Source organism: Ligilactobacillus sp. MP3 (assembly GCF_024436335.1).
Classification (GTDB): Bacteria; Bacillota; Bacilli; order Lactobacillales; family Lactobacillaceae; genus Ligilactobacillus; species Ligilactobacillus salivarius.
This window is the reverse complement of the sequence record NZ_JANFQI010000009.1, coordinates 57368-82399: the sequence shown is the minus strand read 5'-3', so window position 1 is coordinate 82399 and position 25032 is coordinate 57368. Positions and strand designations below refer to the sequence as shown.

At 36.8% G+C, this 25032-nt stretch carries 24 protein-coding genes, 5 pseudogenes and 1 other annotated feature; of the genes and pseudogenes, 5 read left to right on the top strand and 24 right to left on the bottom strand.

From position 1 onward, the window contains the following. Positions 1–140 precede the first annotated feature (140 nt). Positions 141–413, top strand: a pseudogene (locus NOU10_RS07665) (nitroreductase family protein); the annotation flags it as partial. A 51-nt stretch (positions 414–464) separates the two neighbouring features. Here NOU10_RS07665 and NOU10_RS07660 read toward each other — a convergent pair. The 9 genes from NOU10_RS07660 to NOU10_RS07620 all read right to left on the bottom strand — a co-directional run bounded on the left by NOU10_RS07660 (position 465) and on the right by NOU10_RS07620 (position 8994). Then, on the bottom strand, positions 465–1613 hold the full coding sequence (locus NOU10_RS07660) for an ArgE/DapE family deacylase (RefSeq protein ID WP_255906484.1): 1149 nt from the start codon (positions 1611–1613) through the stop codon (positions 465–467). Between the two features lie 41 nt (positions 1614–1654). Then, the gene (locus NOU10_RS07655; protein WP_003700804.1) at positions 1655–2356 is read right to left on the bottom strand and encodes a methionine ABC transporter permease; all 702 of its coding nucleotides are present in this window, start codon (positions 2354–2356) and stop codon (positions 1655–1657) included. Continuing rightward, positions 2349–3410, bottom strand: coding sequence for a methionine ABC transporter ATP-binding protein (locus tag NOU10_RS07650; protein WP_044004409.1), 1062 nt, complete (start codon positions 3408–3410; stop codon positions 2349–2351). The genes NOU10_RS07655 and NOU10_RS07650 overlap by 8 nt, the downstream gene beginning before the upstream one ends. A gap of 21 nt (positions 3411–3431) precedes the next feature. Then, a complete protein-coding gene (locus NOU10_RS07645) occupies positions 3432–4274 on the bottom strand; it encodes a MetQ/NlpA family ABC transporter substrate-binding protein (RefSeq protein WP_255906483.1) in 843 nt (280 codons plus the stop codon). Positions 4275–4338: 64 nt separating this feature from the next. Beyond that, positions 4339–5463, bottom strand: a complete 1125-nt coding sequence (locus NOU10_RS07640; protein ID WP_255906482.1) for a 5-methyltetrahydropteroyltriglutamate--homocysteine S-methyltransferase — start codon at positions 5461–5463, stop codon at positions 4339–4341. Positions 5464–5524: 61 nt separating this feature from the next. Then, positions 5525–5783: a binding site (T-box leader), on the bottom strand. Positions 5784–5953: 170 nt separating this feature from the next. After that, positions 5954–6223, bottom strand: coding sequence for a carboxymuconolactone decarboxylase family protein (locus NOU10_RS07635; protein ID WP_255906481.1), 270 nt, complete (start codon positions 6221–6223; stop codon positions 5954–5956). 11 nt (positions 6224–6234) lie between these two features. Next, complete coding sequence (locus tag NOU10_RS07630) at positions 6235–6645, bottom strand: cupin domain-containing protein (protein WP_255906480.1); 411 nt, start codon at positions 6643–6645, stop codon at positions 6235–6237. A 14-nt stretch (positions 6646–6659) separates the two neighbouring features. Next, the gene (locus NOU10_RS07625) at positions 6660–7130 is read right to left on the bottom strand and encodes a flavodoxin (protein ID WP_255906479.1); all 471 of its coding nucleotides are present in this window, start codon (positions 7128–7130) and stop codon (positions 6660–6662) included. Positions 7131–7596: 466 nt separating this feature from the next. Continuing rightward, a complete protein-coding gene (locus tag NOU10_RS07620; protein ID WP_087448955.1) occupies positions 7597–8994 on the bottom strand; it encodes an RNA-guided endonuclease TnpB family protein in 1398 nt (465 codons plus the stop codon). Positions 8995–9059: 65 nt separating this feature from the next. Here NOU10_RS07620 and tnpA point away from each other — a divergent pair, with 65 nt between their 5' ends. Further along, complete coding sequence (gene tnpA / locus NOU10_RS07615; protein ID WP_087448956.1) at positions 9060–9500, top strand: IS200/IS605 family transposase; 441 nt, start codon at positions 9060–9062, stop codon at positions 9498–9500. Positions 9501–9975: 475 nt separating this feature from the next. Further along, on the top strand, positions 9976–11082 hold the full coding sequence (locus tag NOU10_RS07610; protein WP_087448957.1) for a hypothetical protein: 1107 nt from the start codon (positions 9976–9978) through the stop codon (positions 11080–11082). 399 nt (positions 11083–11481) lie between these two features. On the opposite strand, the gene NOU10_RS07605 is transcribed toward NOU10_RS07610, so the two are convergent. Both NOU10_RS07605 and NOU10_RS07600 read right to left on the bottom strand, forming a co-directional pair. Beyond that, the gene (locus tag NOU10_RS07605; protein ID WP_087448958.1) at positions 11482–11748 is read right to left on the bottom strand and encodes a type II toxin-antitoxin system Phd/YefM family antitoxin; all 267 of its coding nucleotides are present in this window, start codon (positions 11746–11748) and stop codon (positions 11482–11484) included. A gap of 94 nt (positions 11749–11842) precedes the next feature. Next, on the bottom strand, positions 11843–12178 hold the full coding sequence (locus NOU10_RS07600) for a hypothetical protein (RefSeq protein WP_087448959.1): 336 nt from the start codon (positions 12176–12178) through the stop codon (positions 11843–11845). An 89-nt stretch (positions 12179–12267) separates the two neighbouring features. Here NOU10_RS07600 and NOU10_RS07595 point away from each other — a divergent pair, with 89 nt between their 5' ends. After that, positions 12268–12561, top strand: coding sequence for a hypothetical protein (locus NOU10_RS07595; protein WP_225361139.1), 294 nt, complete (start codon positions 12268–12270; stop codon positions 12559–12561). 162 nt (positions 12562–12723) lie between these two features. Here NOU10_RS07595 and NOU10_RS07590 read toward each other — a convergent pair whose 3' ends face one another. The 3 genes from NOU10_RS07590 to NOU10_RS07580 all read right to left on the bottom strand — a co-directional run bounded on the left by NOU10_RS07590 (position 12724) and on the right by NOU10_RS07580 (position 16165). After that, positions 12724–13695, bottom strand: coding sequence for an ABC transporter ATP-binding protein (locus NOU10_RS07590; RefSeq protein WP_087448960.1), 972 nt, complete (start codon positions 13693–13695; stop codon positions 12724–12726). Further along, on the bottom strand, positions 13695–15221 hold the full coding sequence (locus NOU10_RS07585) for an ABC transporter permease/substrate-binding protein (RefSeq protein WP_255906477.1): 1527 nt from the start codon (positions 15219–15221) through the stop codon (positions 13695–13697). The genes NOU10_RS07590 and NOU10_RS07585 overlap by 1 nt, the downstream gene beginning before the upstream one ends. Positions 15222–16006: 785 nt before the next feature. Beyond that, positions 16007–16165 carry a DUF2933 domain-containing protein gene (locus NOU10_RS07580; protein WP_143453819.1) on the bottom strand — a complete coding sequence of 53 codons (159 nt, stop codon included), beginning with the start codon at positions 16163–16165 and terminating at the stop codon, positions 16007–16009. A 413-nt stretch (positions 16166–16578) separates the two neighbouring features. On the opposite strand from NOU10_RS07580, the pseudogene NOU10_RS09510 reads away from it, so the two are divergent. Then, positions 16579–18150: pseudogene (locus tag NOU10_RS09510) on the top strand (IS3 family transposase). Here NOU10_RS09510 and NOU10_RS07565 read toward each other — a convergent pair. From NOU10_RS07565 to NOU10_RS07520, 10 genes and pseudogenes are all read right to left on the bottom strand, one after another. Then, positions 18147–18506 (bottom strand): ArsC/Spx/MgsR family protein, encoded by a 360-nt coding sequence (locus NOU10_RS07565; RefSeq protein WP_223657114.1) that lies wholly within the window; start codon positions 18504–18506, stop codon positions 18147–18149. The pseudogene NOU10_RS09510 and the gene NOU10_RS07565 sit on opposite strands and share 4 nt — an antisense overlap. Before the next feature lie 127 nt (positions 18507–18633). Beyond that, positions 18634–19437: a prolipoprotein diacylglyceryl transferase gene (lgt, locus tag NOU10_RS07560; RefSeq protein ID WP_087448963.1), complete on the bottom strand. Its 804-nt coding sequence runs from the start codon at positions 19435–19437 to the stop codon at positions 18634–18636. Positions 19438–19451: 14 nt separating this feature from the next. Then, on the bottom strand, positions 19452–20807 hold the full coding sequence (locus NOU10_RS07555; protein WP_223657115.1) for a HAMP domain-containing sensor histidine kinase: 1356 nt from the start codon (positions 20805–20807) through the stop codon (positions 19452–19454). Then, positions 20804–21496 (bottom strand): response regulator transcription factor, encoded by a 693-nt coding sequence (locus NOU10_RS07550; protein WP_087448964.1) that lies wholly within the window; start codon positions 21494–21496, stop codon positions 20804–20806. The genes NOU10_RS07555 and NOU10_RS07550 overlap by 4 nt, the downstream gene beginning before the upstream one ends. Positions 21497–21565: 69 nt before the next feature. Continuing rightward, positions 21566–21845: pseudogene (locus NOU10_RS07545) on the bottom strand (transposase); the annotation flags it as partial. A 98-nt stretch (positions 21846–21943) separates the two neighbouring features. Beyond that, positions 21944–22183, bottom strand: a pseudogene (locus NOU10_RS07540) (DUF302 domain-containing protein); the annotation flags it as partial. A gap of 24 nt (positions 22184–22207) precedes the next feature. Further along, positions 22208–22342, bottom strand: a complete 135-nt coding sequence (locus NOU10_RS07535) for a hypothetical protein (RefSeq protein WP_255906475.1) — start codon at positions 22340–22342, stop codon at positions 22208–22210. A gap of 28 nt (positions 22343–22370) precedes the next feature. After that, positions 22371–22634, bottom strand: a complete 264-nt coding sequence (locus NOU10_RS07530; protein WP_087448965.1) for an SHOCT domain-containing protein — start codon at positions 22632–22634, stop codon at positions 22371–22373. Positions 22635–22645: 11 nt separating this feature from the next. Beyond that, positions 22646–22714: pseudogene (locus NOU10_RS07525) on the bottom strand (hypothetical protein); the annotation flags it as partial. Positions 22715–22805: 91 nt separating this feature from the next. Beyond that, the gene (locus NOU10_RS07520; RefSeq protein WP_255906474.1) at positions 22806–24893 is read right to left on the bottom strand and encodes a heavy metal translocating P-type ATPase; all 2088 of its coding nucleotides are present in this window, start codon (positions 24891–24893) and stop codon (positions 22806–22808) included. Positions 24894–25032 lie beyond the last annotated feature (139 nt).

The window sequence follows — 25032 nt, the reverse complement described above, 5'->3', positions numbered from 1 at the left end:
TCCTAGGCTTAGGCTATCCATCCCCTCACTTAAAGTAAGGGGATTTCCGCCAAATCGTCATTAAAGATCGCATATGTTGTCCTTAAGCCAATTGCATCCAGTGACATGAATGGTCCCATCGGCGAACCTGTAGCTTTCATCTATATGAAAATGCCGATAAACAATTATTAACTGCTGATGCTATGGTTGACAGTTCTTTAGCTGCTATGCAATTCATGCTAGCTGCTCGTGCTCATGGCTACGACACTAATCCAATTGCTGGATATGATGCTAAGAAAGCTGCTACTGCTTTAGGGCTAGATCCAGAACGTTATGTCCCAGTTATGGCAATTGCTGTTGGTAAAGCAGATAGTGAGTCCACTGACATTAAATCTACTCGTTATAGTGTTGACGATGTTATTGAATTTCAATAAATAATAATTAAGGGTTGGAAAAGGCGACAATTATCTTTTCCAACCCTTATTTTATTCAAAATATCTCAATATTATTTGTTTGTAAATTTCTACCAATGCTAAATAACTAGAAATTGTTGTATATTCATCGATCTGATGACTTACATTACTTTCACCAGGTCCTAAAATTATAACAGGTAAATTAGTGTTATCTTTTACAAAAACAGATGCATCAGTAGCCCCATTCATTGTTATCAATTCTGGTTGCTTACCTTCAACATAATTAGGGAATACTTCTTGACTAACAGTTAATGCTGTCTGTACAAAATCATCTTCTGGATTTGAAACAACAGGATACCAGTCATGAATTAATTCAAAAGTGAGTTTAGCCCCATTTTTATCATTCACTTCATCTACCGCTGATTTTAAACGTTCAATTATTTGTTTATTATTAAAAGCACTAGTTGGGCGAATATTTCCATAAAGTTCCCCTTCATCAGGAATTGTGTTAACTTGTTCACCCACATTTAAAATAGTTACACTATGTTTTAGTTCACCTAAATATGGGTCGCGAGGAACATCATCAAAAAGTGTACGTTCTATAGCAGCAAAATCAACTAAAGCATCTAATGCATTATTTCCCAATTCTGGTGTTGATGAATGAACGGATTTCCCATGACTTACGATGCGATAATTGAAACTCCCAGAATGTGCGTATATTATGTCTCCATTAGTTGCTTCACCCACAACTAATGCATCTAGATCTTTAGCTACTCCTAAATCTCTTAGCCTGTTAGCTCCTGGTGTACCATACTCTTCTCCAGCAGTCGCAATAAATCTAATATGTCCTGGTATTTCTCTTAAATTTGATAGTTCTATAATGGCAATTGCTAAAGCTGCCAAGCCGCTCTTCATATCAGCTGCTCCACGTCCATATAATCTGTCACCATCAATTTTAGCTTCTAATGGGGAATAGCTCCATTTATCTTCATTTCCTAATGCAACAGTATCCATATGTCCTGTAAGTCCTAGTACTTTTTCGCCTTGTCCAACATCTAGTACTAAATTAGCTCTTCTATCACCAAATTCATCAACCTTTGATTCTAAATTTGATTTTGCAAAAAGCTTGTGCAAATATTCTGCTACCTCTAATTCATTCCCATTAACTGAATTAATTTGTATTAAATCCTGTAAAATTTTAATTTTTTCTTTGTCTTCCATAAATCTAGCCTCGATTCTTAGGTTTTATCAGATTTTGAAAACTATCTCTTTTGATGATTTAATATGTTTGCTAAAAAATCTCCTACTAATTGGATTACTATAACTATCAATAGAACTAATAATGTCGCTACAATAGTTATGTCGTTATTGAAACGATTATATCCATAAGAAATAGCCGTATTACCTAAACCTCCAGCACCAATCGCACCAGCCATCGCTGTTAAACCAACTAAACTGATAAGAGTTACTGTTGAAATTCTAACGAGTTCTGATCGTGCTTCTCGAAGGTATACATCTAGGATAATGTCTGTATTAGTTGCTCCTAAGGCCTGTGCTGCTTCAACTTTACCGTTATTTACACTTTCTAATGCTACTTGAACTTGTCGAGCATAGAATGGAAAAACTCCCAGTGATAAAGGAACAATTGCTGCCGTTGTTCCAATTTGTGTACCAACAATTAGTTTAGTCACTGGGGCAATAACAGCTAGTAAAATAATGAATGGAACAGCTCTAAATAGTGAAACTAATTTATCACAGATACTAAACCAGAGCTTGCTTTCTAAAATTCCTTTGGGCTTAGTTACTACTAAGATGATTCCAAAAATCAATCCTAAAATTCCACCAAAAATTGCAGGCCATAAAGTCATATAAAGTGTTTGAATAATTGAAGTCCACCAACCACTATCACCGGTCCAGCCCAAGTTTGCTACATTGGGTAAATATTTTTCAATAATACTAGTCATTCCAAATCCCCCGTTCATCAATTCTTGTTACTTCAACATTTTCTTTTTTCAAATAATCTGCAACCTTGTCGAGTTTATCCGGTTCTCCCTTAGCCAAAATAAACATAGTTCCTACAGGTTCACTCTCTAAAACTTCAATATTTCCATACAACATTGACACGTCTAATCCTAGCTCTTTATACAATTCAAGAATTATTGACTTTGTAACATTTGCTGCAGAAAAGACAAGTTGAAATAATTTTTGATCAGGTGATAGATTACCCAAATTGAATGCCTTCAAAGTTTCGATAGCTGCGAGTGATCCTCCCACAAATTGTCGACTCAATTCTTCTTTAGGACGAAGATATACATCGCGCAATTTTCCTTTTTCAATTATCACTCCATGTTCCATAATGGCTATTTTATTAGCTATTCTTTTTACAGCATCCATTTCGTGGGTAATCAAAACTATGGTCAAACCTAATTTTGCATTGAGTTCTTTTAAAAGATCTAAAATCTGATTTGTCGTCCTTGGATCTAACGCAGAAGTTGATTCATCAGAAATTAGTATTTCGGGATCATTTGCTAAAGCCCTCGCAATTGCCACTCTTTGCTGTTCCCCACCAGATAATTGAATCGGATAAAATTTTGCTTTATCTTCTAATCCTACTAGTTTCAATAAGTTTAAAGCTTTTTCTTCAATTTCTTTATCGGATAAAGAACTATGACGTAAGGCAAAAGCTACGTTATCTACTACTGTTGTTTCATTTAGAAGATTAAAATGTTGAAATATCATTCCTATGCTTCGTCTTTGCTTTTGAAGTTCTTTGTTACTAATTTGTTGCTTATTATCCGCAAATAACAATGTTCCATTCACTTTTACAGTACCTGAAGTTGGCTTTTGAAGTAGATTAATTGTACGTACTAGTGTAGATTTGCCTGCACCTGAATAACCCACTACTCCAAAAACATCTCCCTTTTCAACATTTAAATTGACATTCTTAACAGCATTAACGACTTGCTTTCCTTGTTTAAATGTGACATCTATATTTTCTAATGTAATAATATCCGTCATACATCATAGTCCCCTTTACTTCTATTTTAGTTTTAAATTCCAAGCTGTAACTTCACTGTTACCATAAGCTTTGTGGATTAATTTCTTTACAGCATCTGTTTGATAAGATTTAACCACTGCTTTATATGCTTCGTTATCCTTGTCTTTCTTATTAGCTACGATGACATTAATCCATTGTTCTGAATCTTTATTTAATGGCTCAGTATAAATTGTTTGTTTATTACCTAATTTTGCTGGAATTGCATAAGTATTATTTACTACAGCGGCATCTACGTCATTTAGAGAACGAGCTGTTTGCTCAGCTCCCAATTCTTTGATCTTTAAATCTTTTGGATTCTTATCAATATCGGCAATTGTTGCTAATTTTCCAGTTCCTTTCTTGAAACTAATTAATCCCGCATTCTTTAATACGTACAATGCTCTACTTTCATTTGATGCATCGTTAGGAACAGCAATTGTTGCATTCTTTGGTAACTCATTAATATTTTTGTATTTGTAGGAATATAATCTGATTGGTGCAATAACTGTATTTCCAATTGGAACTAAGGTACCTTTATTGGCTTTATTCCACGCATTTAGGAAAGCTTTGTGTTGGAAACTATTCAAATCTATTTCGCCATTTTGTAGAGCCTTATTTGGCTGATTATAATCTGTAAAGTTTTTAATTTTAACTGTTACTCCATACTTTTCTTTAGCTGTTTTCTTTACTTGATTCCAAATTTTTTCATCTTGGTTAGTTTGTCCAACTACACCTACTGTTACTGTCTTCTTAGCTTCAGTCTTTTTATGACCAAAAGTGAAAAATGCTGCAACTGCAATTACAATAATTACTGCAATAAATCCTAATAAACCTTTTCTTCTCATAATATCGTCTCCTTATATGTAAATTATTAATAATTAAAAACTTGGTAAATATTAAAGTTCTCTATTAGCTCCATACTTCTTTAGCCGTTTCTATTACTAACCTGATTTTCGCTTCTTGATCTTCTTCTGTTAGCTTGTTTCCTTCTTCTGTTGAAGCAAATCCACATTGTGTACTTAAAGCTAGATTTTCTAAATCAACATACTTAGCAGCTTCTTTGATTCTTTGCTTCAATTCTTCTTTATCTTCTAATTCTGGTTTCTTACTTGTAATAATTCCTAAGACCACCTCTTTACCTTTTGGAACAAATCTCAATGGCTCGAAGCCTCCAGATCGTTCATCATCAAACTCTAAATAAAATGCGTCAACATTTTCTTTAGCAAAAACATGTGCTGCAACTGGTTCATAACCTCCCTTAGATGCCCAAGTCGAATGATAGTTTCCACGACAAATGTGTGTAGTTATTCTCAAATCTTCTGGCAAATCTACTAAAGCACCGTTATTTAATTCAAGATACAAATCTTGTAAACCATCTCTTGTATACTTTCCGTCTTCTGAGAAAACATTCCAAAAATCGTCATCAACGATAACTCCCCAAGTACAATCATCGAGTTTAATATCACGACAACCATGGTTATACAAATCAAGAATTAACTCACGATAAGCTTTAGAGATGTCTGCCACTAATTCTTTGTGATCAGGGTAAAACTCATTTGTAATTTTCTTATTATGCTCATCTCTGAAAAGTTCTACGTATAATTGCGCTGGAGCTGGGATACTTTGACGTGCAGTTACGTCATCATCATCCTTAATTAATTCTTTTAGATATGAAAATGCTTGTACATCAGGATGACTTTCTACATAATGAATTTTTCCTGAAACTGTTGCTGAATCTGCTCTTGTTTCTTCACCATGGAAAAAGTATCCATGTTCTGGAATGGTATGTTCAATCCCACCAAATCCCCAAAAAGTATCTAGATGCCAATAACTTCTTCTAAACTCACCATCAGTTACTACTTTTAATCCAAGTTGCTTTTCCTTCTCAACTAAATCAGCAATTGCCTCGTTCTCAACAAGTTTTAATTTTTCTCTTGAAATTTTATCTTCTAAAAATTCTTGTCGAGCTTGCTTTAATTTTTCTGGTCTTAAAAAACTTCCTACAGTATCGTAATGTAATACATCTTTTGTCATAAAAATCTCTCCTATCTTCTTTTTTGGCATAAAAAAACGCCCCTAGAACAACTTTTGTCATTCTAGGGACGTGTTATCATCTAATTCACGTGTTACCACCCATTATTCGATACTACCTCACAGTAATATCCTCACTAAGTACACTGTACAAGCTATACTCGTTCGCTATAACAGGCGACCCCTGTTATCTGCTTGCCATGGCTCACAGATAATCTAGCTCCAAGACCATCTTCATTAAGCTTTCAACACATCGCATCTCACCATTCACGACTCTCTTTAGTGATACTCACATTAATTACTCATCTTTTCTTAGCTATTTCTAATTATTATGTCATAATAATATGTGATACAGGATATAATGTCAACACTAAATTTGAAATTAATAAAAAAATACCACTATATATTTTTGATATAGTGATATTTTTCAAAATCATTTAGTCTTTTACTTCCAAATTTCCTTAGCAATTCCAAATGCTGACCAAGCTTTAGGCTAACCTACATAAAATGCTAATTGAGTTATAATTTCAGAAATTTCTTCTTTTGTGATGCCATTTTCTTTTGCTTTATTCATATGATATTTTAATTGTTCAAAAGCACCTTGAGAAATTAAAGCAGTTACTGTTAAGAAACTTCTATCCCTTGGACTTAACTTATCTTCACGTGACCACACTTGTCCAAATAATACATCATCATTTAATTCCGCAAATTTAGGTGCAAAATCTCCTAAATTATCGCGTCCAGCAGTTTGTTTTTCAACCATTTTATTTTCCCCTATCCTAATTTGTTATATTCTTCATCGCTAACAGGTTCAAGCCATTCACTGTTACCTTTAGTAATTGCAACATGATTAAACCAACTATCTTTAGTTGCACCATGCCAATGCTTTACATCTTCATGAATTACAACTACATCGCCAGCTTTCAATAATTGAGCTGGTTTTCCTTCCTCTTGATACCAACCTTTCCCATCAGTTACCAACAAAATTTGATAACCATTATGATGAATATGCCAATTATTACGACATCCTGGTTCAAAGCTGACATTCCCAACATGCACATCAATGTCATCTTCTCCAATTAGGGATTTTAAATAGCTTTCACCCACAAAATACTTCGCATAATCAACATTCTTACCACCAAAGCCAAATATATTATTCTTTACTTCTTTTTCAAAATTTGCCATTTTTTTACCTCATCTTACTTAAAATTAATATCTCGTAACCAATTTTCAACATCTTTTTTAGAACTCAAAGCACGGCCAGGCTTAACATCGGATCCGATTAACTCATTCATTACTTTTTGTGCTTGGTCATAAGTCGACCCACCTGATGTAGAAAAGGTTGCGACTTTTTTTCCACTCAAATCAAGCTTTTCAATTACAGTATTAATTATACGTGGAGGAATTCCCCACCATGTAGGATGTCCAATAAGGATTCTATCGTATTTTGTAAGATCTGGAAGTTGTCCTGCAAATTCCGGACGACTATTATTATCTTCTTGTTCGCGATTAGCACGACTATTATTGTTATGCCAATTCAAATCTTCAGAAGTATATGGTTGCTTAGCTTGAACGCGATATGTATCAGCACCTAGTTCTTGGGCAATCATCTCTGCTACTTTTTTAGTATTATTTGTCATTGAAAAATATATCACTAAACTTTTAGTCATATGCCATCCTTCCCTTCATCACTAACATACACCTTTGAGTTAACTCCAAGTCAATTCTTTTTTATTAATCAAATTTTGTTTATAGTTAATAATTAATGTATACTTGTAATATCTTTAAAGGAAAAGGGTGCTTTTATGAAAAAAACATTATTTGTCATTAAGACATTATTACTTGCTTTCTTACTTTTGAGTTTAGCAAGTATTCCAGGAGGTTTTGTCATGGGATACAGTTCCACTTGAACTACCTGTGATTAAAATCACAGGAATCACGTCACGTGATTACATTACATATACTGTACTCATAGTACACGCTCCGAACCTAGTTATAATGACTGGAAATACCACCATTATACTAAAGATAATCTTCACTAATTATCGTACCTGTTTTGACTCGCTCAAGGTATTACGCATAATTTCGTGCTATTAGTTCGGTAGGATTTGTTCCGTTTCCTAAAAACTTCGTTTTTTAAATTATTTCAACTAAGTTATTTGCTTTTAATTTAGGATAATCTCTTAGTTTTGCATGTTTTTCTGGGTGTAAACCCCATTCTTTGATATTTAAAGCTGCATTATAATCTCTATCTACCTCTTTACCAGTATATGCTGAAACATATATACGTTTACCATCTTCATTAACTTCTTTTAACTCGTGTTTTGACTCGTATTTAGTCCCATATTCTACTTGGCTCGTTTTATATGGATCCACTTTAATAAGAGTTTTATTTTGCTTGTTTACTAACGACTCTACAATTTTTGATAATTCATAAGGTTTGATTAAAGCTAATCGCTTATTCTTACCTGTATTCTGTGCTTTATTCATTGACAAATTACGTTTTCTCATCTCAAAAGCATCTATTTTTTCGATGATGATAGTATCGTAGTCATCGACTAATTCGTGTACTAATCCTCTATATGTTTCAGTTAGGATATTAGCTTTTTTAGCACTTAGCTTTGCTTGTTTACGATGATACCTTCTCCATAAATCTGTTTTACCATGTTTATTGTATTCATTATCTCTTAGTGACTTTATTTTATCTTTTTTAAATTCTATTTTACCTACTTTTTCTATTACTTTTTTAGGAATAGCTATTACTTTGTTTTCAGAAGTCCTAAATACTTCATTTTTAAACATGTTCCAATCTGCACCAACAACTTTATTTTGAAAAATACGTTTCTTCTCACTAGTAAAAGTTATTTGTAGTCTAAATGTATTATCTGGTAATCTTTTAATCTTAGTTAAAGCTATCTCTTCAAAATTAATATTCTTTAAATTCTCAAATACTATTATTTCTCCAAAATCGGCTACATTTAAATGGTGTGGTGAAACCAATTTTGTATTGCCATTAGGCAATTTTTGTGAAGTAATTGTCCTAAACGAGTTATTATTTCGTAGAAAGTTCATTGAACCCTTACGATACCATGAACGGTGTTTAGGATTTTTGTGCTTACCGTTTTTATCTTTAGTAATATTCATTCTAAGATTATATTTTTCAACATCTGACATTCGCCCTGCTTGTTCCAATCTCTTACGATACTGAGAAAAATTAGTGAAGATTGTCTTTAAAAATTCATCTGCGGCATGAGAAGATAATCCTAGTTTCTTAGCATTCCAGCGTTTTAAGTCGTATTTTTCTTTAATAAACATTGCCTTAATTTTATTATTAAGGTAGTTTATTCCTTGTCCAAAAGGTAAAGGTCTACCAATATGTTTACGACCATAGGTCTTATATAAGTATTTCAATGTAAATTGATATAACTCATTTTGTATTTTTATTGCTTTTTCATACAATTCTATTTGTTGATAACTTAAAGAAATATGATATTGTCTTGTATATCCAAATTTATTACTCTTCTTTTTAACCATTCATGTAACCTCCTTTCGAGAAATATATGTTATAATTATTATAATATTAAAAGGGTGGTATGTAAATGATTATACATGAAGAGGGATACGTTTATAACTTCAATTTTTACTTAGTTTTCGTTACTAAATACCGAAGAAAAATATTTGACACTCAAGAGAAAGTGAACACTATGAAAGCTATTTTACAACGACAAGCAACTATTTCAGAAGTAACTGTTAGTCAGTTAGAGGTTATGCCAGACCATGTACATATGTTAATTTCTTTTAAGCCTAAATATGCTCCATCTAATATTGTTAAAAATCTTAAAGGAGCGTCAGCTAGAATATGGTTTAAACAATATCCTGAAACTAAACAATTATTATGGGGTGGACACCTATGGTCTCCTAGCTATTACATGGGTACTCTAGGGGATATGAGTAAAGAAGTCGTAGAAAAATATATTGAATCTCAATATACAGAAGCTATGAGAAGACAGCTTAAAGGCTACTATGGTAAAAATAGATAAGTTAGTTTAGCGGGCTTGACCCCTGATTGAAATCAGAGGTTTGCGCCCGTTTTCTAATCAACTTTTCGAGCTTGCAATAAAGATGAAGGATAGATATATGTATGTTGACCATCAGTCATCTTTGTTTGCTTGTTACCTAAATCGATAGCAAAAATAGTCATAAAAATTATCTCACTTTATTATTAAACTTACACTTTATATTTTATCTAGCATTTGAGATAAAATTAACGCAAATAACTTGATATCTTCTAAAAATATAATAAAACATACTTTTTATTATATTATATAAATATTAAATAAACATATTTAGTATATAAATACAATATAAAAAGATATATTTCGTAATAAAATTATTCTTTATATAAAATAAAAAAATACTATTTTAATTTACACTGTCACCAGATATGGCATACTAAAACCATGATAGTTAGCTAACTCGTCAAACAAAATTTCATAAAATACGAGGTAAATTACAATGACAAATACAAACACATTAGGAAGTTTAGCAACACCAATTCAACGTCCAGGATATGGCTTACCTATGACTCCTGTTAAAAACAGAGTAGTTATCAAACACGATGCTGTAACTGGAAAGGTAGCATTACTATACAATAACGATGTTGACGAGAATAAAAGTGTGGAAGTGAAACAAGTAGGGGTTATCCCTCTAACTATCCCACATCACTTGGTTCACAGTGAGAAAGATACTACTAAGAGAATCGATACTAGTCTTTCTTATTCATATATTTTTGACTTGTATCAATACAATAGTAGCCATCGCTCTTTTGGACTAAAAACTCCTACAGAAGTATATGAGGAGCTAGATACAAGGGATGTATATAGGGTCTTTGGTTTTATCATTAGTATTAATGGTGAAAGTATTAATGAATCGAAATCAGAGATCGTACAAGCTTATAATGGCCAATTAATCCCTTGCTTTATTGATCTGAAATATAAGAAATTTAATAAACTGCTGGATGCAGGAAGATTAGCAGGTGTAGACTACAATGGTCGTCCTATTGTTGAAGGTAATTCTGTTACCTTAACTTCAAATAATAGCGATGCTGTCAGATATCCTGATGATAAGTACTACTATCCTGATTTTAAAGTTGATAAACTAGAAGATAAAAACCAAGAAGGATTACGTAAATACGCTCAGAACTATCTTTCTGTTTTGAGAGACTACATTGATAAGATTAAGAGAAATGATGAATTTTTAGAAAAGTTGTATATCGAAGGTTTGACTAAACCAGGAACAGTCAATACATTATGTGAGTTAGGAATCACTGATATTGACAGTTTAGAGAGAACTATCGAAACATACGGTAATAATCCTATTGAGCGCTTTGCTCAGCTTAGAAAAATGGTTGATGAAAGACTAGGGCATGTTCAAAATAACAATAATGTTGAAGTAAAGGTTGAACAAGCTACACCTCAATTATCCCCTGAATTATTAAGCCTTATTCAGCAACAAATTGGGCAACAAAAGGCGGCAGTTGGGGACGTTAATAACTTTAACAATGCTCAACAAAACGTTATGAATCAAACAAATAACAATGGCATGAGTTTCCCTTGGAGCTAACCATTGACAGTTAATTTTCTAGAACTTAGAATTAATTTTAGAGAGTTAATAGTTAGTTAGTGCAGATAGTTTACGTATCTATGGCGCAAAGCCAGTACTAACTTTTGACGATAGTTTATATCGTCTTACTTGAATACCTTTCTATGGTTATTCAACCTTACACTAGGTAGCCTTATCAGCCACCTTTTTTTGTGCTGCTATTAATTTTGGCCAAAAAATAAGACCCTGCTTAAAATAAACAAGGTCTATTAGCTGCATGCTATCTTGATCCTTAATCTCCACATAGTATGGGAAACATTAGATAACACGTAGTAATTAATCTAACATCTACTGAAATAAAATTATCAAGCGTCACTTTGCCAGCTCATGTAGTCATCCCAGACTTCATCAGACCAATTCTTATTCATCGCTATCAACCTCGATTAAATCGTGGTAGTTACTTTTAGAATCTAATTGTTCTCTGCCACGTCTTATCTTGTTATAGAGATATTTATTTTCTATAATTCTCATGGTTTCGACTAGCGAATCATAGTCATCTTTACCCATAACAACAATATCTTCTTCTTTATTTTTATTAGTAACAATTAATGGTTCTGAATCTTCATTGACTTGCTTCATGAATGATTTAAGGGATTTTCTAAAATTAGAGTATGTTGTAGCTTCCATATGCATCAATCCTTTCAATTTAATTGAACAATATGTTGTACAATTAATCAATTTAAACAAAAATAAGCCCTGTATATCAGAGCTTATATCCTTATTATTCTTTTAAAACTTCTACAACCTTAGTTGAAATTCTATCATCTAAAATATCATCAATCTTAATGGTTAGTTCCATCGGATTAAACCATTCTGCAACCCATTTACCATTTTCTTTCTTGAATTTGTTAAAGCTATTATTATCATCATAAGGATCTATTCCATGTTTAACATACATCTTAAAGATTAATAAATCATACAGTTTATCAAACTCATCGCAATAATCATAACTATCTTCAAACATCTCATTATCCTTAATATAATAAGCATAATCTATGCAAGTAACGTTTGCCTTATCTAATTTTTCTAGGATAGATTTTACTGTTTCTTCTGACATAATGATTCCCACTTTCTCTAGAAATTTCTTACCATCTAAAGTATATAATTTACCCACCTAAAGCGTTACTTTATCTTTTATTTTTTAAATTGTCTTATAAAGCGTTTACTTTAACCCCAGATAAAAGGGGGCGTAGAGTTGTTGGCTATACGCTAGAAATTCGACAAATTAATACAACTTTAGACACTAATACTGTTGTTATTGATGGTAAGCCACAACCACCTAGAGTTAAAGGAAAGCAAGGTGTCAGAAAAAAAGAAAAAAGCATACCTACTAATATATCTGAAAAAGTGGCTGAATATAATGTTGAAAAACAAGTTGAATTAAGTGAAGTAGAGAAATTAAAGCAAGACAAGAAAATGCGGTTTTGGAGGCAAAAGTAAATAGTAAACCTAAAGAAGTTAAAGGTCTATTTGACGATGACGAAACGACATCATACTGTTCCGTCATTACTGAGACCTCCTCAATTGACTCCTAAATTCTCATGATCAAATTATTGTTCACTAACTAGCACCTAGTCTAAAGTAATCCGGGCTAGTTGACGACTAAGATACTTCTTCATGCTGACTCAGATAAGCGACGACCCGTTGTCGGTCCAGGTAACCCACCACGTGATCATCTTCCGTGACCGCCAAGTAATCATGGTCGGTCAAGGCGGTAAAGGCCGTCCGCAACGTCGCCTGAATATCTAGTGACTGAATACGGCCATCCGCCACGTCTGGCGCAGTTTTGAGATAGCCTTGGACGAGCCCGACGCGGCCCACGTAAACGTCATACACGTTTTTCGCACGACTCGCACCGAAGAAGTCCCGCACGAAGTCATTGACCGGATGTTGGACCAGTGCCGTTGGTGTGTCGACTTGGACGAGCTGTCCATGTTGCATGACCCCAATGCGGTCGCCTAGTTTGAGCGCCTCGTTCATATCATGGGTCACAAAGACGATCGTATTATGATAGCGGGCGTGTAACCCCAGAACTAGATCTTGTAATTGTTGCCGCGAAATTGGGTCCAGCGCACTGAACGGTTCATCCATCAACACAATATCGGGTTGCGCTGCGATTGCCCGCAAAATACCGATTCGTTGTTGTTCACCACCAGATAATTCTGATGGCATCCGGTCGCGGTATTCTTGGGGGTCCAGGCCGACTTCCGTCAATAACTCGTCAATCGTTTGATTGATAGTCTTCTTCGCCGTCCCCTTCATCTCGGGAATCACTGCGATATTTTGTGCTACCGTCATGGTTGGAAATAGAGCGATTTGTTGCAAGACGTACCCCATCTGCCACCGTAAATCCCGTACTGGTACCGTGGTGGTGTCAGCTCCGTTGACCAGGATTTTTCCGGCCGTTAAGGGTTCCAAACGATTAATCATTTTAAGCGACGTCGTCTTGCCACTGCCAGAGGTGCCCACTAGGACGAACAGTTCACCCTGATCGACCATTAGATTCAAATCGGGAATCACGGTTTGCCCATTAAAGTCTTTTTGGACGTGCTGAAATTCAATTGCCGTTGTCATTAGCGTCCCTCCTTTAACAAGCCGTGTTTGACGAGATAGTTATGTGCGACTGTGGAAGCCGATTTCTTTTTGACATTGACTTCATAGTTCATCTCTTGCATATCGGTTTCGGAAATCTTACCAGCTAACTTATTCAATGCTTGGACGACTTTCGGGTGTTTGTTAGCAAAGCTGATCTTCATGAGTGGCGCCCCTTGATACGTCGGGAAGAAGTGCTTATCATCCTTCAACAGCGCTAAGTTATATTGTCGTAATTCGCTATCCGTTGCGTAGGCGTCCACCAGATTGATTTTCCCCTTGCTAATCGCTTCATAGCGCAATGCCGGTTCCATCGATTTGGCCGTAACATCCAAGCTATACGTCTTCTTGATTCCCTTCAAGCCATCATCGCGGTCGATAAATTCGAGCGTCATCCCTGGTTTGAGGATCGATTCGACTTGTGTTAAATCGCTGATGGTCTTCAAATGGTATTCTTGTTGGAACTTCTTAGTGACGGCCAGGGCGTACGTATTGTTGTACTGCATCGGCTTCAAGTAAGTCATCTGTTCCTGCTTAGCTAGCCGCTTTTTGGTTAACTGATAAGTCTGATTAGCCGTTTGACTGGCCGGATTATTGCCCTTCACCAAAGTTTCCAATACGGAACCAGTAAATTCTGGGTAAATGTCGATCTGATTATTCTTCAGAGCGCTGAATAAGAAGGTCGTCTTACCAAAGTTCGGTTTCAAGGTCACGTGGATGTGGTCGTCTTCAGCTTCAATCAATTGTTTGTACATATTGATCAAGATGTCAGGCTCGGACCCGAGTTTACCTGCAATTGTAATTGTTTCAACTCGATTGGCATAAACGCTGTACGCGCCACCACCACCGAGTAACGCCAAAATACCCACGAACACGATCAACGCGTGGCGGGGTTTGGCCGTCTGGAACCAGCGCACGAGTGCACTCAACAGAATTGCCAATAGTGCTGACGAAATGGCCCCAATCAACAGCAACGACGTATCATTACGGTCAATCCCAAGCATGATAAACGTCCCTAGACCCCCAGCACCAATCAAAGCCGCTAACGTCGCCGTCCCAATAATGAGCACTAGGGCGGTCCGAATCCCGGCAATGATTTGTGGCAAGGCAATCGGCAGTTCAACTTTGAACAACTTGCGCATCCGCGACATCCCAAACGCATCGGCCGCTTCTTCAATTGACGCGTCGATTTCCGAGATCCCTAAATAAGTATTTTGAAAGATTGGCAACAACGCGTAAATCACTAGCGCAATCACCGCGGGCACCGTGCCAATACCGACTAGCGGAATCAACAATCCCAATAGTGCCAGCGACGGAATGGTCTGCAAAACACTGGTCAATTGCAATAACCCCTCGGCCCACCGTGGTCGGCGAACGACCCAAATCGCCAGTGGAATCGCAATCACCATTGCAATGACTAGCGCGACCAAAGAAATCCCCAAGTGTTGCCACAACGCAGTGAGCAAATCACTCCGCCGATCCATAAATGTCTGTATTAATGTCTGCATAAGTACCTCCCAGTGCCCAGCTTTAATCATGATAACTTCCTGATTATCTATGTATTTAATCATAGCATACTCCGGCCAAAGTCATAGTAATACGCACCCAAAACCGCAACTAATTGTAACTTTTGTGGTTTCACATAGGGTTGAAACATGTCGTTGGTAGATTCCTGTTCGTCAGCCGATGCGCGCCCTAGTCCGACTTCCTGGGCCGGCTGACAACGCTGGAACAGGGCGGACATCGATTTGAACTCACGCAGAAAACCCACTGCGCAATTTCAAATACGAGTCTTCTTCTAGCCCGGGAAAGACCACCCGGACAAGAAGAACTTCGCCCTTGAGCATTGTCAGCCAGTCCCTACAATCGGGAAAACGCTCGAATGGCGGATGAACGACCACCTATCTTGGCACAATTGACCATTGAATTTTGTGAAACTGGTCCTTCATGCAAACTTTGGACCAACAACAGTGACGATTTATGGTATTCGTGTACCGGTAATATTACCTGAAGCGTATTTTCTAATAGCAATTACTCTTGAGATTAGGCTATAGTATTAATTTCGTTTAGCCTTCAAGACTATACCCTATTGGCCTTACTTAATGGTAATATGCTTGTAGTGGTCCATGGCTGAATTCCTTTCATGATTATTTTCGCAAACATCATTTTACAGAAATTTGGCTATGGGCCATTCTTTATTTAATTAGTGTTGCACTTCAATTCTAAATTCACCCCATAGAAAAAGCGGCCTCACAATCGCTAGACTTTGTCTAACAATTGTAAGGCACTTCAGTTAATTGACTTTTTTACGTGGCTTTTCAGTATTATTGGAATTTTGTTGAGTGTCACAGCAGCCCATACTACCAGAGCCACCGTGCATACCCTTGTGCATAAATAGCATCATGAGTGGGTGTGCTAGAAGAAAAAGGGCTATCAGAATCCATTGTGACATAGTTTCACCTCCTTTTGCTTTATTTCTATAATAAGTATAAATTGGAAATGTGTTGTTTTTATGTTGTCGGGAATTTTTACGTATAAATTGTATACAGTCCACCATTTTTTTAAGGTATCCTTTGGTAAAGAATACTTATTTTCTATCGTTGTGAACAGCCAGTATCTAGGTATTCTTGAATAAGATCTAATTTAAATTTTTGAGTATATTTAGTCATACGAAAAAAGCACCTCACAATCGCTAGACTTTGTCTAATAATTGTAAGGCACTTCAAACTTGGGGGTATATATTATATGACGCGGTTTGTAAAATTAAGTTAGAAAAATAAAAAGCCATTTGTGGTTGATATGCTCCCTTTTAGGTGGAGAAACGAATTATGTAAAATTCGATCTCACCTGAAAGGGAGTATTTTTATGTCTGGTAGAACAACTCATCACTCTTTAGAGGAACGGCTTGAAGTGGTCCTCCTGTATTTGAGTGGTCAGGTTGGTAGCTCTCGATTAGCCAAGCAATATGGCGTTAGCGGGCATACTGTGCAGGATTGGGTGCGTGCCTATCGACACGATGGGGTGGCGGGCTTAAAAGAGTCTCACACTTGGCGCCACTACTCACCAGAACTAAAGTGGCAAGCCTGTCAGGATTATTTATCAGGGAAATATAGCGTTTATGAGTGCTGTGATCGTTACAATATTTCGAGTCACAGTGTGTTACGAGGATGGCTGAAACGATATACTAGTGGTAAAACCTTCACGGAGAAATCAGGAGGTTCTACCCGGATGAAAGCCAAACGCAAAGTTACTCAAGCTGAGCGAGAAGAAGTCGTTACTTATGCCCTCAAACATGGCAAGAACTATCAAGCCACCGCTGACAAGTTTAACGTCTCGTACCAACAGGTCTACAACTGGGGCCGAAAGTTTGAGAAGGACGGTAGTAGTGGCTTAGTTGACCGTCGAGGTCAACGAAAGAAGCAACTTGAGCCGGCAAAAGAATTAACCAAAGTGGACCGCTTGAAGTTAGAAAATGAACGGCTCAAACAAGAGAAACTGATGTTAGAAGCGGAGAACTTCATTCTAAAAAAAGTGGGTGCCCTGAGGGAGCGATCGAAGCGGTAGCATATCGTGTTCGTTATCAATCCATCAAGGAAGCGCGGTCAGCTTTTTCAGGGCTCACTATCGCACAGTTATGCGCGATTGCGAAAGTTTCAGTGAGTGGTTATTACCGCTGGGCAAAGACGCCAATCACGGCTCATCAGCAGGAGAATAAAGAGCTTCAAAAGTTAATTAAGCAAATTTATGATCAATATAATGGTCGATATGGCTACCGCCAGATTACGATGGTGCTAAGGCGTGAACACGATCGAAGAGTTAATCTTAAGCGAGTGTTGCGATTAATGCGGCATCTTGACCTACAGGCGATCATTCAGCGCCCACGACGTGGGTGCACGATTGTCCGCGGAACCAACTTCTTCCCTAACCGTTTAGAGCGGAATTTCACAGCCGTCACCCCCAAACGAGAAGTGGGTTACTGATGTAACCTATCTCACCTATGGCAATGGGAAGAAGGCCTTTTTGAGTGCGATTAAGGACCTCTATGACGGCAGTATTATTGCCTATAATATCAGTCAACGGAACGATAATTCGTTGGTACTGCAGAACTTGAAGCAAGCCATGGTCAAGAATCCAAACGCTCATCCACTGCTTCATAGCGATCGTGGAACTCAGTATACTTCAAAACAATATCTGCGCCTAACTACCGAAGCAGGCTTCACATTGAGCATGTCCCGAGTTGGCAAATGTATTGATAATGCTCCAATGGAAAGTTTCTGGAGTCACTATAAGGATGAAGCCTATTATGATCGAAAATTCGAAACCTACGAAGCATTAGCAACCTCAATCAAGGAATACATTGCCTTTTATAATCTCAAACGATACCAGACGAAATTAGGCAGCCTTGCGCCCGCTGAATATCGAGCACTAGCTGCCTAATCATTTACATAATTCAACTTTCCAGTTGACGAAGAACCAGAAACTTTACCAAATTCTGCAGTATATAATTTACCTAATAATGACAATCGCTCACGCTTCCGCTGTTTTGATGGTACAAAAATACCGATATCCTCAATATTGAATCCCGTAACCAGGCTTTGTTCATTAAACACAATCGGGTTCTTTAAAATTTTGGGGTGCTGATATACCGCAATCACTAATTGATTAAATGTTAGACCCTTATCAAAAACGTGTTCTTGAACAGCCTTCGAATGTATTGCAATCAAATCATCGCTACCATTATCGGATAGCAAAAACAAGTGCCTAATTTCTAATTCAGTTAATCGCTTTTTCATAATATTACGGGTCTGTACATCAATTTTTTGATCATGAAACCAATTGAGCATTTTTCGTTTTGCCAGATCACTAGTATGAAAATACAGATTAATCATAATTTAGCCTCGCTTTCTTTTACATTATTAATTAATCGATTAAATAATTAGAAGCTTTTTGCTGTTTCCGTCGATAAACAAAGATACTGAGCATCACAATGAAAATAATCAATGATAATAATTGTGACACACGTACTTGGCCAAATAGATACAAGCTATCAGTTCGCATTCCTTCAATAAAAAATCGACCAAATGAATACCAAATCGCATAACTTAACGCAATTTCTCCCCGTTTAAACAGACCTCTTTTATGCCGTAAACTAAGGAGTAAGATCAAGCCAACAAAATTCCATACTGATTCATATAAAAAAGTTGGTTGATGATACGCACCGCCAATGTACATCTGTTGCACGATAAAGTTAGGCAAGTGTAATTGCTGCAAAAAGCTGCGTGAAACAGCAGACCCAAAGGCCTCCTGGTTAACAAAGTTACCCCATCTTCCAATAACTTGACCTAACATAATGCCTGGCGTAACAACATCTAGGACCTGCCAAACTGATAAGCTACGCTGCCGACAGAAGACAATCAATGTAATCCCACCAGCAATTAGGCCACCATAAATGGCAATACCCCCTTGCCAAATCGCAATGATCTCATTTAAATGTTGTGAATAATACTGCCATTCAAAAATGACATAATAGATTCGTGCGCCAATCAATCCAATTGGCAATGCCCAGAGTACTAAATCATAAATGTCATCTGCAGAAATCCTTTGTCGCTTAGTTTCGTTAATTGCAAGCATCACACCAAGTGCTGCCCCACTTGCAATAATAATACCGTACCAATGAACCAGAAAAGGTCCTAATTTAAACGCGATTGGGTTTAGTGCTCCCATATGATCATTCCCTCCTAATTATTCAATGGTAGTTTAACTGTAAAAATAGTCCCAACACCTAATTCACTGTCCACAGAAACTGAGCCACCATGAGCCACCACGATTGCTTTAACAATTGCTAAACCAATCCCTTGGCCGCCTTGTTGGCGATTTCGTGCTGGATCAGCCATATAGAAATGATCAAATACATGTGGGACATCCTTTTCTGCAATTCCACTACCGTTGTCTTCAATAGTTAAAACAACATTATCTACTACACGTTTTAACGTAATTATTATTTTGCCCTTTGTTTGTGTAAATTTTATGGCGTTTGACAATAAATTGGTAATAACCTGATTTATTTTATTTGGGTCAATTGCAACGATGATTTTTTCCGTCTGGTAATCAAGCGTTATTCTTTTCTCCTCAAGATTACTTTGAAAATTATTTAAAACCTGCTGTATCAATTTACTAAGATCAGTATCAACTTTGATTAACTTATCCTCGCGATGTTCAATTGAAGCAATATTTTCAATATTATTGATCAAGTGGGTCAACCGTATAACTTCATCATTTAAACTAACCAATCTTGCCTCATCAATTGGCCAGATTCCATCGATCATCGCTTCTAGCGAACCCTGAATCGTTGTTAATGGCGTGCGTAATTCATGAGCAATATCGGAAGACAAACGCTCCCGTAGCGCCTGATTCTTGGATAACTGGCGTGAAAGTTCGTTAGTTACATTTACTAGCGCATTTACCTCTACGATTTGTGTTTGTTGCGGTAACTGGTTTCGATAATCCCCAGACGCTACCGCCTGAGTAAAGGATACAATTTGTCGTAACGGTCTACTTAGATCACGAGCTATCCATATTGCAATGACTATTGCAACTAAAAATACAAAGATTGAAATACCGGCCAAACTAATTCGTAAATCATTGATAAATGCGACATCATGTCGTGTATACCCTAAAGCATCATTATATGAGAATTGTACTAGGGCGACTTTTTTGGAATTAATCTTGATAGCTCCATTTTTTTTGTTCATACTATCTATATTTTTGGTATTAGTAGCCCTATGTAACAAGGTTTGACTTGGTTCCCATATTATTTTATTGTCAGTATTTTTCAAAACCAAAATAAGACCATCTTGCAATGCTCTAACACCGATCTTTTTAACTTTGGCCGGTTTCCAAGTACCATTGTTGATCAGATAACTAACCTTTAATTCGTTTTTATATGCGGTGAGCGTTGTATCATGTTTTTTCTGCACATATTTGTCAAAATGATCACTAACTAAACTCATGGTCATTAAACTAATTAAACCTACGATCAATAACACCAAAAATATAAAAGAGATTATTAGCTGTGTCCAAATATGTCGTTTCATTCATCTTTACTCCCACCAAAACGGTAGCCTCGGCCATAAACCGTTATTATATAAACCGGCTTAGTATTATCACTTTCAATTTTTCGTCGTAAATTTTTAATATGAGAATCAATTATCCGATCTAGTCCGTCATAGTCAATTCCTCTAGTTATATCGATTAACTGTTCACGGGTAAATATTTGTCGATAATAGTTCGCCATTGTTGCAAGAATATCATATTCTGTATGCGTCAGTGCAATCTCCATATCATGGACAAAAACTTGTTGCGATTCTAATTTGATTTTTAACTGTCCATTGTTAAAGGAGAGAACTTTTTCCGCTTGTTCTTCTGTGACACGTCGTAGTACGGTTTTTATCCGTTCTACTACCACTCGTGGACTAAAAGGCTTAACTACATAGTCATCGGCGCCAGATTGCAATCCGTTAACAATACTTTCATCACTTGATTTTGCCGTCAACATAATTATCGGTGTTTTACTATCTTGCCGTATTCTTCTAGTCACTTCATTACCATCTAAATCTGGTAGCATAAGATCAAGCACCACCAGGTTAGGCTGCCATTTATAAAACTTGGTCAAAGCTTCCGTTCCCGAGTAGGCCACCTCAACTTCAAATTTTTGTGCGATTAAATAGGCGGTAACTATATCTACAATTTTCTTTTCATCATCGACAACTAAAATTTTAGTCAAATTTTTTCATCTCCATACCTCTTGTGCTAGTTGAAGCTCGAATCCTGGTATCAAAAGAGCTTCCGCATTAAATTCGTGAGCAATCATTCCTGGTGACCAGCTTAGACGTAAATGGTTGAGAACTTTTTTGCTTTAACTCATCGCTCAGCTTAGTTTTCCTACCACATCGTGATCGCTTGTATTCGGCATCTGTTTGTGCTAATTCAGCCTGATAAGGTTGACATCGCGATAATTCATAAGAAATTGTTGACGGTGATCGGTTCAGCCGAACGCCCATTTGGATATTGGACAGCCCTAGTTCACAAAAGGTTTCGATTTTAATTCGTTCGGAATAGGTTATACTAGACAAAAGATCAGCTCCTAAAAGATGGGTTTGTGGTAAACACCATTTTAAAGGAAGCTGATCTTTTTTGTCCGAACAGCGTTCGGATTAATTTTACAATCTACCTAATTACTTTTTTTAACAGTCGATTCTATTGATTGTCTAAGTGTCCCCTCAACTTCTTTGGCAGTTTCATTCAAATTGAAATCATCGAATAAATCGATTAAGTCTTCCGGACGCGTCATACCAATATATGTCTGATTATTTTTTTCTCTAACAACCATTTTACACGGTAGAACATAGCCGATATGGATATTTTTCCCCATAACTTCTTTTGCTTTTTTAGGATTACATACTTCCATTACAACAAAATCCTCTTCAAAGTCTAATCATTTTTCCTTAAGTTTGTCTTTAAAGTTAAGTTGCCACAATACACCAAACCCATTTTCTTTTAATTGTTCAGTTAACGAATCAATAGTCTCGCCAAGCTTCTTGTTTGTCTTTTTTTCATATACGATGTGCACTGGTTTCTTCTTCTCTTTATATTTTTGATTACTCTCTCAACTTGTTTAGTTGATCTCTATACTCTTCCTCTGATATTTCTCCTCTAGCGTATCTCTCTTTTAATATATTAATGGCACGATTTGAGTTTGATGCATGGTCATTATTCGAACGATTCATCAGCATTTTTGCGATAAAGATGACTGCCCCAATAATAACTAACAATTTCAATCCATCATATATCATAAACCACCAACTATTCCCATAACCAAAATTCATCATGTTATCAAAACAGTTATACCAATAGCCGTGCATTGAATCACTCCTTATTCATTTAATGTTTCTTTTTTTATTCTATATGTTTCCTCATCTATTTCACCTTTGGCATATCGTTCATTTAAATTATTTCATCTCTTCCTTTCCTGTGAAACTATTGTATTTTTACACGATAAGGTCATTCAATTATTTTATGTGCTAAATAACTATTTATTTTGGCTCTAATTTCAATGTCATAGCATTGATGGCAACAATTACAGTCGAAAGTGACATCAAGATGGCAGCGACTGCTGGACTCAATGTTATGCCAATTGGTGCTAGTATTCCTGCAGCTATTGGGATCGCGATAAAGTTATACCCTGCTCCCCAAACAAGATTTTCTTTCATCTTATATGTGGTCTTTTGAGCCAACTCGATAAAGGATGCAATATCGCCAGGGTCTGACTGTGTCAAGATGACATCGGCTGAATCCAATGCTACTTGAGTTCCGGCACCAATAGCTATACCAACGTCTGCTAATGCAAGAGAAGGTGCATCGTTGACCCCATCACCGACCATGATAACTTTCTTGCCTTCTGCTTTAAGTTTTTCAACTAATTTATATTTATCTTGAGGAGATTGATTAGCTAGATAATCAATACCTAAAATTTCTGCAGCTCCTTGAGCCGCTTTTTCATTGTCACCCGTTGCCATAATCGGCTGAATCTTGTTCTTTTTAAGGGCTTGTATTAAGTCTTTACTTGTCGGTTTTAATTCATCCCCTAAAGCTACAGCACCGATTGCTTCGTCGTTTTCTACTAAGACACTGATGGTTGATCCTTTTGGAATATCCATATCCAGATTACGTCCATATGCTTTTTGACTGATTAATTGATAACGATGTCCGTTAGCTTGACCTTCTACACCAGCGCCAGAAATAACATCAATCGAATCAAAACTTACTGGACGTATCCCTTGCTGTTCTGCGTAACCAATAATTGACTGAGCGATAGGGTGACTAGATCCACCTTCGATACCTGACAATAAGGCAACGATTTCATCTTTCGTATATTTATCATTAAAGAGTTCAACATCTAATACTTTAAACTCACCAGTTGTTAAAGTTCCAGTTTTATCTAAAACCATAACATCTGCGTTTGTAGTCAACTCCAAAGCGTCCCGGTCTTTCACTAATAATCCCCGACTGGCCCCTAAGCTGGTACTACGAGAAGTCACCAATGGAATAGCCAGACCCAGGGCATGCGGACAAGCAATAACTAATGTGGTAACTGCAAAAATAACTGCCGTTGGTACATCAGCTATAACCATCCATATGACAAGGGCAATAAGAGCTGCAATAACCGCAATATAAAAGAGCCATCCTGCAACTTTTTGTGCAAGATTTTCTGCTCGAGAATGTTGGCTTTGAGCTTGACTGATTAATGTCTGAACCTGAGAAATGAAGGACTTATCGCCCGTCTGCTTTATTTCCACATAGAGGACTCCGTCACCATTGGTTGATCCACCGATGACCTCATCTCCGGGATTTTTTTCAATTGGTTTCGATTCCCCAGTCACAAGCGCTTCGTTTACACGTGATTTGCCACGCTGGATCGTTCCATCTGCTGGAACATTTTCTCCGGCTTGAACACGAATCAAATCACCTACTTGCAAGTCAGCAACTGGACGAGTCTCAATCGAATCGTCTTCTAAAACAACATGAGCATCTTTCGGCACCAACTCAGCCAATGCTTTTTGCGCGTCCCCTGCTTCACCCAATGCCTTCATTTCAATCCAGTGTCCTAATAGCATGATTAAAATTAACGTTGTAAACTCAAAGAAGAAGTCCATGACATGTTCTCCGGTCACATATCGAGCGGCCACTGCGTAAACACTATAGGCATAAGAAACCGTTATTCCCAAAGTAATCAAGGACATCATGCCTGGAGCTTTTGAATTAAACTCATCTTTCGCACCCATTAAGAATGGTTTTCCGCCAAAAATGTATAGAATTGTTGCCAATACAGCTGCTACAACGTCTGCATAAGGAAAGATAATTTGGAAAGGCAACTGAATATTCATCAAAGGAGTAATGAGTAAGATTGCAATTCCTAATGGGAGTGACTTCAAGAAAATCTCCTTAAAGCTACCGTGATGATGGTGGGCATGCCCTCCCATTGCACCATGATCCATCGCACTATGGTTCATCTTGCCGTGATCCATCTGACTATGTTCCATTTCATTATGGTCGTGTTTTGAGTGATCCATGTCGCCGTGATTACGATGACTATGTGACGAATGTTGTTTGTTATTCCTCATTTTTAATTCCTCCTTATTATATTAGAGACTGATTTTAAAGTTTTAGAACTTTCTCATCTAACACTGCATATAATTCTCATGAAAAGGGTTCTATACTTTGTCTCTATCTACTATCTATGAATAAATGGTATTCGTACTT